The following is a 9,198-nucleotide window of genomic DNA, read 5'->3' as shown; positions in this document are numbered from 1 at the left end:
AGCCGTCCATCGGCAGACGTTCTCGCTTGCTGGCAAACCAGTTGGCACCAATCGCGGCAATCATCACCACCACGCCAGCAATTTCCGTTAGTAGATTTGGGTAGAAAACCCCGAAAATAGCAGCGCCAATCGCCAAACGCGGTAACCAAGACATTTTGGTAAACAGATAACCTTCAAGCGCGGCAGCAAATGCACACAGCGCCAGAATAGCAATCAGCGCATTCCAAACCACCACTGGCACGGGGCCACCAACAATGATTTCTGGATTAAACACCATAAATAGCGGAATTAAATAGAGACCTTTGGCAAATTTCCAAGCTTGGAAGCCAGTCTCCATGGGTTTACTGCCTGCAATTGCTGCCCCCGCAAAACCGGCCAGGGCAATCGGCGGTGTCACATTGGAGTCTTGGGAGTACCAGAACACCACTAAGTGAGCAATCAGTAGCGGCACTCCAAATTCAGCGGTCAACGCTGGGCCCACCAGCACAATCAAGACAATATAGCTCGCGGTAACTGGCAGCCCCATCCCCAAAATCAAGCTTGCCAGCAACACCATCACCAACGCCAACACTAGGTTGCCGCCAGAAAAAGCCAGCATCATTGAGGAAAACTTCAATCCTAGCCCTGTCAGGCCCACAACGCCGACAATAATCCCCGCCACGGCACAAGCCATAGAAACCGCAACGGCATTCCGCGCACCCAGCTCCAATCCCTGAACCAACTTAACTAGCCCCGCCCACACCACGCCTTTGGTACGGCTCATGGTTACCGGCTGACCTTGCTTGGGAGCAATAAAGAAGTACCAAAGCGCATAGCGAAGAACCGCCACAGCGATGATGGTGACGACGGCGTAATACCCCACGCGCATTGGCGACATACTCATCGCAAGCAGCCACACTAGCACCGCTAGAGGAAGCAGGAAGTGCCAGCCATCTTTCATGACTTGGCGCATTTGCGGAAGCTCACTTTTCGCCAATCCCTGCATTCCCTGCTTCAATGCAATGATATGGACAAATAGATACACCGTTGCAAAGTACATAATCGCTGGAAGAATGCTGACTTTAACGATTTCCAAATAGGGCGTATTGGTATATTCCGCAATTAAAAATGCCCCCGCCCCCATTAAAGGCGGCATAATTTGCCCACCGGTAGAGGCGGCTGCTTCTATTCCTCCCGCCTGCTTTGGCTGATAGCCCAGCTTTTTCATCAGCGGAATGGTAAATGCCCCGGTGGTCACCACGTTGGCAATCGCACTACCCGAAATAGAGCCCATACCGGCTGAAGCCAGCACGGCAGCTTTCGCAGGGCCGCCCCGCTGGCGGCCAGTGGCAGCATAGGCCATATCAATAAAAAACTTGCCAGCGCCAGTGCTTTCCAAAAAGGCACCAAAGAGTACGAATATAAAGATGTAGGTCGCCGCAACTCCCAAAGGCAAACCAAAGATGCCTTCTTGTCCTAAATAGAGCTGCCCTGCGACGCGCTCCAAGGTATAGCCACGATGCTCTAAAATGCCGGGCATCCATTCGCCTAGCCATGGCAGTTCACCCCTAGGTCCTGCAAATGCGTAGATAATGGCAAGCAGGCCGATCACCGTCATGCCAAACCCAACGGCTCGACGGCTTGCTTCCAACACGGTAACCGTCGCAATACAGGCCACTAAAATATCGGTGTCACTCCAGAAGCCGGCTCGATTGATAATCTCATCTAAAAAGAGCACCAGATAGCCACCGGTAGTCAAAGCCCCAGCGAAGAAAATTAGATCAATGCCCCACCCCAGCACTCCACGTTTGCGCGTTGGCCCAAACACAGGAAACATCAAAAATGCCAGCAACATAATCAACGCTAAGTGAATACTGCGCTGATAGAAAAGCCCAAGGGGCTGGATACCAGCAGAATAGAGCTGGAAGAGTGAAAGCCCCACCGCAACCACGGTGATACACCACAGAACCATGCGGGGCTGCATCGCATTCGCGCCGGGCATCACAACCGGCGGTGGAGTGGATTCGTTCATGAACGTCCTCGGAAGCGTTAACTACTATCGTTTTTATTCACGCGGAGCGGTGCTAGGTGATAATAATTGGATAATCACACGTTGCCCGGCTGCGTACTCACTTAAACTCACCGGTGAATGCTCACCATTCGGCCACACCACTTGGTGATTGACGGCAGGAGAACCGACTCTTAATGCATAACGGTTATTTGCTACGGGCTCATTAATAGCATTAATCCAATAACCGCCCTCACCATCTGAGACTTGTTCCCCACGGCCAAAGATATGACCAAGCCCTGCGGCAAAGTCTGGTTGATGACTACGCTCAAGTTGCATAACGCCTGCCGCATTACGATAACAATCCAGTACCGTAAAGTGCTCAACAGAGTGTCGCCACTGGATACACCAGCGGCCTTCTGAAGGCACCAGCGCATCCACTAGAACATCGCCTTGTTCAGTCACTACAGCTAAACGCATAGACGCATTCACCGAAGCGGGGGAAGCCCCCACTTCGGTGAGCGGTAGACATGCAAAAAGTAGCGCCATCAGTCGTTGTTGCCACTGCATGGCAATATCCTTATGGCAATGTCTATGGCAAGACCCTTTAACCGTTAAGGGCGCAGACGATCAGGAATATCCGCTCCTACTTCTTCAAAGTAGCGAATTGCCCCCGGGTGCAACGGCACAGGCGTAGAGTTCATGGTGAACTCAATGGTGGTGTCGTTGGCGGCCGGGTGAACAGCAATCAGCTCATCGGTGTTTTCAAACAGTAGCTGAGTCAGTTGGTAAGCAAGCTCTTCGTCCATATCAGAATTCACCACCAAGACGTTAGGAACACCGATAGTCTGAACAGACTCGTCCATACCGTCATACATACCCGCTGCCAGCTCGTAGGGGGCGAACACTGCCTCCGCTTCCTGTGCATTGGCAACTTCTTCATCGGAGAGGCCAATTAAGCGGATATCACGGGTAGCGGCAAGGTTAAGAATAGAACTGGTGGGAGGACCAACGCTCCAGAAACCGGCGTCGATATCACCATCACGAATGGCATCTGCGGTTTCGTTAAAATTAAGCCGCTGAGGGGTAAAATCTTCATAACTAATGCCGTTGGCTTCCAAAACGGCACGCGCATTTAGCTCGGTGCCACTGCCTGGTGCACCCACGGAAACACGCTTCCCGGCCAGGTCAGCAATGGTCTCGATATCCGACTCAGCCAGTGTTACCAACTGCACCGCATTCGGGTAAACAGAGGCCAGAGCACGGGTATTTTCAATCTGACGACCGTCAAAGTCGCCGCTGCCGTTATAAGCCTGATAAACCGTGTCTGCCAGCGCTAGCGCCAAATCGGCGTCGCCACGCATAATCAGCCCCATATTTTCAACTGAGGCACCAGTAACCTCAGCAGTCGCCTGAGCGCCTTCAATATGGTTATTAATCATTTCAGCGAAGCCACCGCCGATCGGATAATAAACCCCGCCGGTACCGCCGGTCGCGATTGAAAGCTGTTGCGCACTGGCTGGAAGTGCAACAGCCAACAAGGATGCTGCCACTGTATATTTTAGAGTTCGCATAAGCGCTTCCTCCGTCCTGTTTGGACTTATAAGTATGGTTGACGATAAGGAGGTGTGAAGTCCCAGCCTCTGGTTACCGTAAACGGCAAGCAAACGCGGTGCAATGACGTTAGCACGGCTTTAGCGTGAGATGCTAATGCAACGCTATTCGCCGATGGCATCCGTATAAATGTCGTTACCTGTGCTAAATGTCTAGAATTTATTGATAATAGCGATTAGTTAATGCAGATCGCCACGTCCAACGTTGGCCTAAGGAGATATCATGGAGCACGATGCGCCGCGCCCGAACCTAGCCATCAGTGCCTATCGCGCCCTGAAGCACGACATCATTCGCGGCCGTTATGCGCCTGAAGAGAAGCTTTTAATGAGCCGCCTCAAGGAGTATTACGGCGCCAGTACCGGCCCTCTACGCGAAGCGCTTTCCCAATTAGTTGCCGACCGCTTGGTGATTGCGATTAGCCAACGTGGCTATCGCGTTGCCCCCATGTCGCTGGCCGAGCTGAACGATATTTACGACGCACGCGCTCAGTTAGAAGGCTTGATTTTGCGCCTGGCCATTGAGCGCGGCGACGACGACTGGGAAGCCAACGTCCTCGCCACCGCTCATCGGCTAGCTAAAGTGACCGAGGTCAGCTCCCCCGATGAGCTGCTTGATGGCTGGGATTTGCGCCATAAGGCATTTCATACCGCCATTGCTAGCGGCTGCAACTCGCCACACCTGTTACAGATGCGCGACACGCTGTTTGATCAGGTAGAACGCTACCGCCACCTGTGGTTGCAGGAAACGGTGATGTCCCCCCAGGCACTTGAAATCAAAAGACAAGAGCATGCCGCCTTGGTAGACGTCATCCTGGCTCGTGATACAGAGCAAGCGGCCAACCTCATGCGTGATCACTTAATGACACCGGTCCCGATTATTACCCGTGTTCTCGAGGAACGAGGGATCAATTAAATTGTTTATTTTAAAATGTAGATATTTCAATAAAACGACGATACATTGGATCGTATCAAAATGACTACGTAGGAGTTCACGCCATGACCCGTTTCAACTGGGACGACCCGCTGCTGCTCGAACACCAACTCACCGATGAAGAGCGCCAAATTCGTGATGCAGCTCACGACTACTGCCAGGAAAACCTGCAGCCACGCGTGCTGAGTGCTTTTCGTGAAGAGCGCTTTGATCGTGAGATCATGAGCGAGATGGGTGAGCTTGGCCTGCTGGGTGCAACCGTCGCCCCGGAATATGGCGGCTCAGGCGTGAATCATGTGGCCTACGGACTCATTGCCCGCGAAGTAGAGCGCGTTGATTCAGGCTACCGCTCAGCCATGAGCGTACAGTCATCACTGGTGATGTATCCGATTGAAGCCTATGGCTCTGAAGAGCAGAAGCATAAATATTTACCTAAGCTCGCCAGCGGAGAAATGGTCGGCTGTTTTGGTTTAACCGAACCTGACCATGGCTCAGATCCTGGTTCAATGATCACTCGAGCAGAAAAAGTTGACGGCGGCTACCGCTTAACCGGTGCAAAAATGTGGATTACCAACAGCCCGATTGCCGATATTGCGGTGGTTTGGGCAAAGTCCGCCGCCCACGACAATCAAATCAAAGGCTTTATTGTTGAGCGCGGTACCGAAGGCTTCAGCACACCCAAAATTGAAGGCAAAGTGTCACTTCGCGCCTCCATCACCGGTGAAATCGTACTGGACAATGCCTTTGTCCCTGAAGAAAACCTATTGCCTAACGTTAGCGGTTTAAAAGGTCCCTTCGGTTGCTTGAATAAAGCGCGTTATGGCATTGCCTGGGGCGTTATGGGCACCGCCGAGTTCTGTTGGCATGCCGCACGCCAATACACCTTAGACCGCAAACAGTTTGGCCGCCCGCTGGCTGCAAATCAGTTGATCCAGAAGAAACTCGCAGACATGCAAACCGAGATCACCCTGGGCTTACAGGCAGCGCTACAGGTAGGTCGCCTGATGGATAGCGGCAATTGGGCACCGGAGATGGTCTCACTCATCAAACGCAATAACTGCGGTAAAGCGCTGGATATCGCTCGCCAGTCTCGCGACATGCACGGCGGCAACGGCGTTTCCGATGAGTACGGCGTTATTCGCCATATGGTGAACTTGGAATCAGTAAACACCTACGAAGGCACTCACGATGTACACGCCTTAATCTTGGGTCGTGCCCAGACCGGTATTCAGGCATTTTTCTAAATAGCGACAAGTGAGGCACCTAATGAGCACAGCAGCCAAGCCACTAGCAGGCATCAAAGTACTCGATATTTCACGTGTACTGGCTGGCCCGTGGTGCGGGCAAATGCTCGCAGACATGGGGGCTGATGTGATCAAGGTAGAGCGCCCCGTCAGCGGAGATGATACTCGCCACTGGGGCCCTCCATGGCTCTCTGGCAGTTCAGAGTCGGCCTACTACCTCTGCGCCAACCGAGGCAAGCGCTCGGTCACCGTCGATATGGCCAAGCCTGAAGGCCAGGCATTGATTAAGCAGCTCGTCGCCACCTCCGATGTGTTACTTGAAAACTTCAAAGTGGGCGGTTTGAAAAAGTACGGTCTGGACTATGAGAGCCTGAAGGCACTGAATCCTCGGCTTATCTACTGTTCAATCACCGGCTTTGGCCAGGAAAGCCCTTACGCACACCGCGCCGGTTACGACTTCATGATTCAGGCAATGGGCGGCATTATGAGCCTGACTGGCAAGCCTGATCATGAGCCCGGCGGTGGCCCCGTCAAAATCGGCGTTGCCTTTACCGATATTTTCACCGGCCTATATGCCGCCAATGCCGTTCTGGCAGCGCTTTACCAGCGCCGCGATAGCAACGTTGGATGTCATATTGATATGGCGTTGATGGACGTGCAGGTGGGCGTACTGGCGAACCAGGCGCTCAACTACTTAACCTCCGGTCAAGTACCTCAGCGGCTGGGGAATGCACATCCCAATATCGTTCCCTACCAAGCATTTGCCACTGCCGATGGCCATATGATTGTTGCCGTCGGTAATGACGAGCAGTTTAAGCGTTTCTGCCAAGTGATCGATCAGCCAACGTTGCCGCTGGACCCAAGGTTCGCCACCAACGGCGCACGGGTGCAGTACCGCACTGTATTGGCTCCTCTACTGGAAGCCGTATTACTAACGCAGAAAACTGATGAATGGCTGGCTGCCTTTGAAGCCGCCAGTGTGCCTAGCGGGCCAATCAACACCTTGGATCGCGTCTTCGACGATCCCCATGTCAAAGCACGTGGCTTGAAGCAAACGCTTCCCCACAGCCAAGCCGGTCACGTCGATTTAGTCGCAAATCCTATCCGTATCAACGGCGAGTCTATCAGCGCCCAGACTCCCCCACCCTCACTGGGTGAGCACACACAGCAGGTGCTTGACGAGCTTGGCATTACCAGCGAACAGCGCCACGCACTGCAACAAGCTGGCATTATTTAACGCTCGTTATTCTCCCTTTTTCATATCTACTTAACGATTCATCTTAGCGCCCGCCTGGGCGCTTTTTTGTCGGTTCGGCGCACCTGTCAATTTCTATACAAAACCTATACGAAAAGCTCACAAGCGACTAAACTGACTTCGTCTATGATTAGATAGTTAAAAAAAATTTTAAATTAACCGGCAATGGCTAACGTAAATTGGCCAGCGAGTAACTTGGCGCACTGCTATAGGGGGATTTCATGGGTCACTGCGCACGGGTAGACGGTAGCTGCAAACGATGCGAGGGGGACCTTCCTTTTGATTTCACTATGGCCTTTCAACCGATTGTAGACGTGTCACTTGCTCGCGTGGTGACACATGAGGCGCTTGTCAGAGGGATTAATGGCGAATCTGCCTGGAGCGTTATCTCTCAGGTGACTGACGGCCTACTGTATCGGTTTGATCAAGCTTGTCGCGTTAAAGCGATTGAGATGGCAAGCGCTTTGAATATGCCAACGGCGTTATCAATCAACTTTTTACCCAATGCTGTCTACGAACCGGAAGCCTGCATTCAAGCAACGCTTGATATTTCTCGACGCGTTGGATGGCCAATGGAGCGGCTAATTTTTGAAATCACTGAAACCGAACGCGTACGTGACCGCCAGCACCTGCGCAATATCATCGAAGCCTATCGCGAGATGGGCTTTAAAACAGCCCTTGATGACTTTGGCAATGGCTATGCCAACCTAGATCTGTTGACTGACCTAACACCGGACAAACTCAAAATCGACCGCGAGCTGGTGATGAACTGTGACCATGATACGCGTCGCCAAGCGCTGCTCAACTCCATCATTTTGCTAGCTAAAGAGTTGAACATGACGCTCATTGCCGAAGTAGTAGAAACACGCGAAGAAGCATTATGGCTAGCGCGGGCGGGCATTGTTCGTCAACAAGGCTTTTTCTACGCCAAGCCGGCTATTAATTCCTTAGGCCCAGACCTAACCTCACAATTATTAGACTTAAGAGAAGAGGTGTGCGCAGGCTTAGAAGCATCAAGCTACTGATGCAGACCTGTTACCTACTGACTATTACCGATTGTCTTTTAACTACTCCCCATTAACTACTATCTTTTAATCAGCGTCTTTTAACGACTGTCTGTCACTTGCTGTCTGTCACCTACTACCCATTACCCCTCTATATAACGAATTTGAAACAATGACGACCGAACCTGTCACATAAACAGTGACACTGCACATTTCTCACAGGCACCATCCAACACCCAAAGGAGTTGAGCCATGAGCAACGCCGAGCTAAACGAACTGAAGCAGAAGTATGTCGCAGCGGGCGCCGCCAGCCCCGCCACTGCTTTTGCAGATCGCGCTGAGAATGCTGAGATCTGGGACGCCGACGGCAACCGCTTTATCGACTTCGCGGGCGGTATTGGCGTTTTGAACGTAGGGCATCGCCATCCTAAAGTGGTTGCTGCGGTGAAAGCCCAGCTGGATAAGCTCATGCACACCTGCCAAACAGTGATGCCTTATGAAGGCTATGTAAAAGTTGCTGAAAAACTTAGCCACCTCGTACCGGTTCGCGGCCACGCCAAAGTAATGCTGGCTAACTCCGGTGCAGAAGCGTTGGAAAATGCCGTTAAAATTGCCCGCGCTGCCACCGGCCGCTCTAACGTCATTTGTTTTGACGGTGGTTATCACGGCCGAACGTTCTACACCATGGCCATGAACGGCAAAGTAGCTCCCTATCAAACCGATTTTGGCCCGATGCCAGGCACGGTCTTCCGCGCGCCTTATCCGGTGCCCTACCACGGCGTCAGCGAAGACGAAGCCCTTCGTGGTCTGAAAATGACCCTGAAAACCGACGCCAACCCAAAAGACACCGCCGCGATTGTCTTGGAGCCGGTGCTTGGCGAAGGCGGCTTCTATCCTGCATCTAAAAGTTTCCTGGAGAAGATCCGCGAAATTTGCGATGAGCATGGCATGCTGATGATCATCGACGAAGTGCAGTCTGGCTTTGGCCGAACCGGCAAAATGTTCGCCATTGAACACAGCGGCGTTGAGCCGGACATCATGACCATGGCGAAAAGTATGGCTGACGGTATGCCAATCTCTGCGATTGTCGGCACCGACAAGGTCATGGACGCCTCAGGCCCCAACTCTCTGGGCGGCACCTATACCGGCAGCCCTACCGCCTGC

At 52.5% G+C, this 9,198-nt stretch carries 8 protein-coding genes; 5 read left to right on the top strand and 3 right to left on the bottom strand.

Annotation, left to right across the window (positions count from 1 at the left end):
• From INT22_RS17200 to INT22_RS17190, 3 genes are all read right to left on the bottom strand, one after another.
• Positions 1 to 2,011: TRAP transporter permease (locus INT22_RS17200; protein WP_193068640.1), on the bottom strand; the 2,011-nt coding region annotated here is incomplete at its 3' end.
• 33 nt (positions 2,012 to 2,044) lie between these two features.
• The gene (locus INT22_RS17195; protein ID WP_089039089.1) at positions 2,045 to 2,557 is read right to left on the bottom strand and encodes a DUF1850 domain-containing protein; all 513 of its coding nucleotides are present in this window, start codon (positions 2,555 to 2,557) and stop codon (positions 2,045 to 2,047) included.
• A gap of 44 nt (positions 2,558 to 2,601) precedes the next feature.
• Positions 2,602 to 3,561, bottom strand: coding sequence for a TAXI family TRAP transporter solute-binding subunit (locus INT22_RS17190; protein ID WP_089039090.1), 960 nt, complete (start codon positions 3,559 to 3,561; stop codon positions 2,602 to 2,604).
• 262 nt (positions 3,562 to 3,823) lie between these two features.
• Between INT22_RS17190 and csiR the strand changes: the two genes are divergently transcribed.
• The 5 genes from csiR to INT22_RS17165 form a co-directional block, all read left to right on the top strand.
• On the top strand, positions 3,824 to 4,513 hold the full coding sequence (gene csiR / locus INT22_RS17185; protein WP_089039091.1) for a DNA-binding transcriptional regulator CsiR: 690 nt from the start codon (positions 3,824 to 3,826) through the stop codon (positions 4,511 to 4,513).
• An 83-nt stretch (positions 4,514 to 4,596) separates the two neighbouring features.
• Positions 4,597 to 5,775 carry an acyl-CoA dehydrogenase gene (locus INT22_RS17180; RefSeq protein ID WP_083001338.1) on the top strand — a complete coding sequence of 393 codons (1,179 nt, stop codon included), beginning with the start codon at positions 4,597 to 4,599 and terminating at the stop codon, positions 5,773 to 5,775.
• Positions 5,776 to 5,797: 22 nt separating this feature from the next.
• Positions 5,798 to 7,012, top strand: a complete 1,215-nt coding sequence (locus INT22_RS17175) for a CaiB/BaiF CoA transferase family protein (RefSeq protein ID WP_193068639.1) — start codon at positions 5,798 to 5,800, stop codon at positions 7,010 to 7,012.
• A 239-nt stretch (positions 7,013 to 7,251) separates the two neighbouring features.
• On the top strand, positions 7,252 to 8,055 hold the full coding sequence (locus INT22_RS17170; RefSeq protein ID WP_193068638.1) for an EAL domain-containing protein: 804 nt from the start codon (positions 7,252 to 7,254) through the stop codon (positions 8,053 to 8,055).
• Positions 8,056 to 8,286: 231 nt separating this feature from the next.
• Positions 8,287 to 9,198 (top strand): aspartate aminotransferase family protein (locus tag INT22_RS17165; protein WP_226912852.1); only part of this gene is annotated, 912 nt, incomplete at its 3' end.

It is taken from the genome of Halomonas sp. 3D7M (genome assembly GCF_014897885.1).
GTDB lineage: Bacteria > Pseudomonadota > Gammaproteobacteria > Pseudomonadales > Halomonadaceae > Vreelandella.
This window is presented reverse-complemented; position numbering and strand designations above follow the sequence as displayed.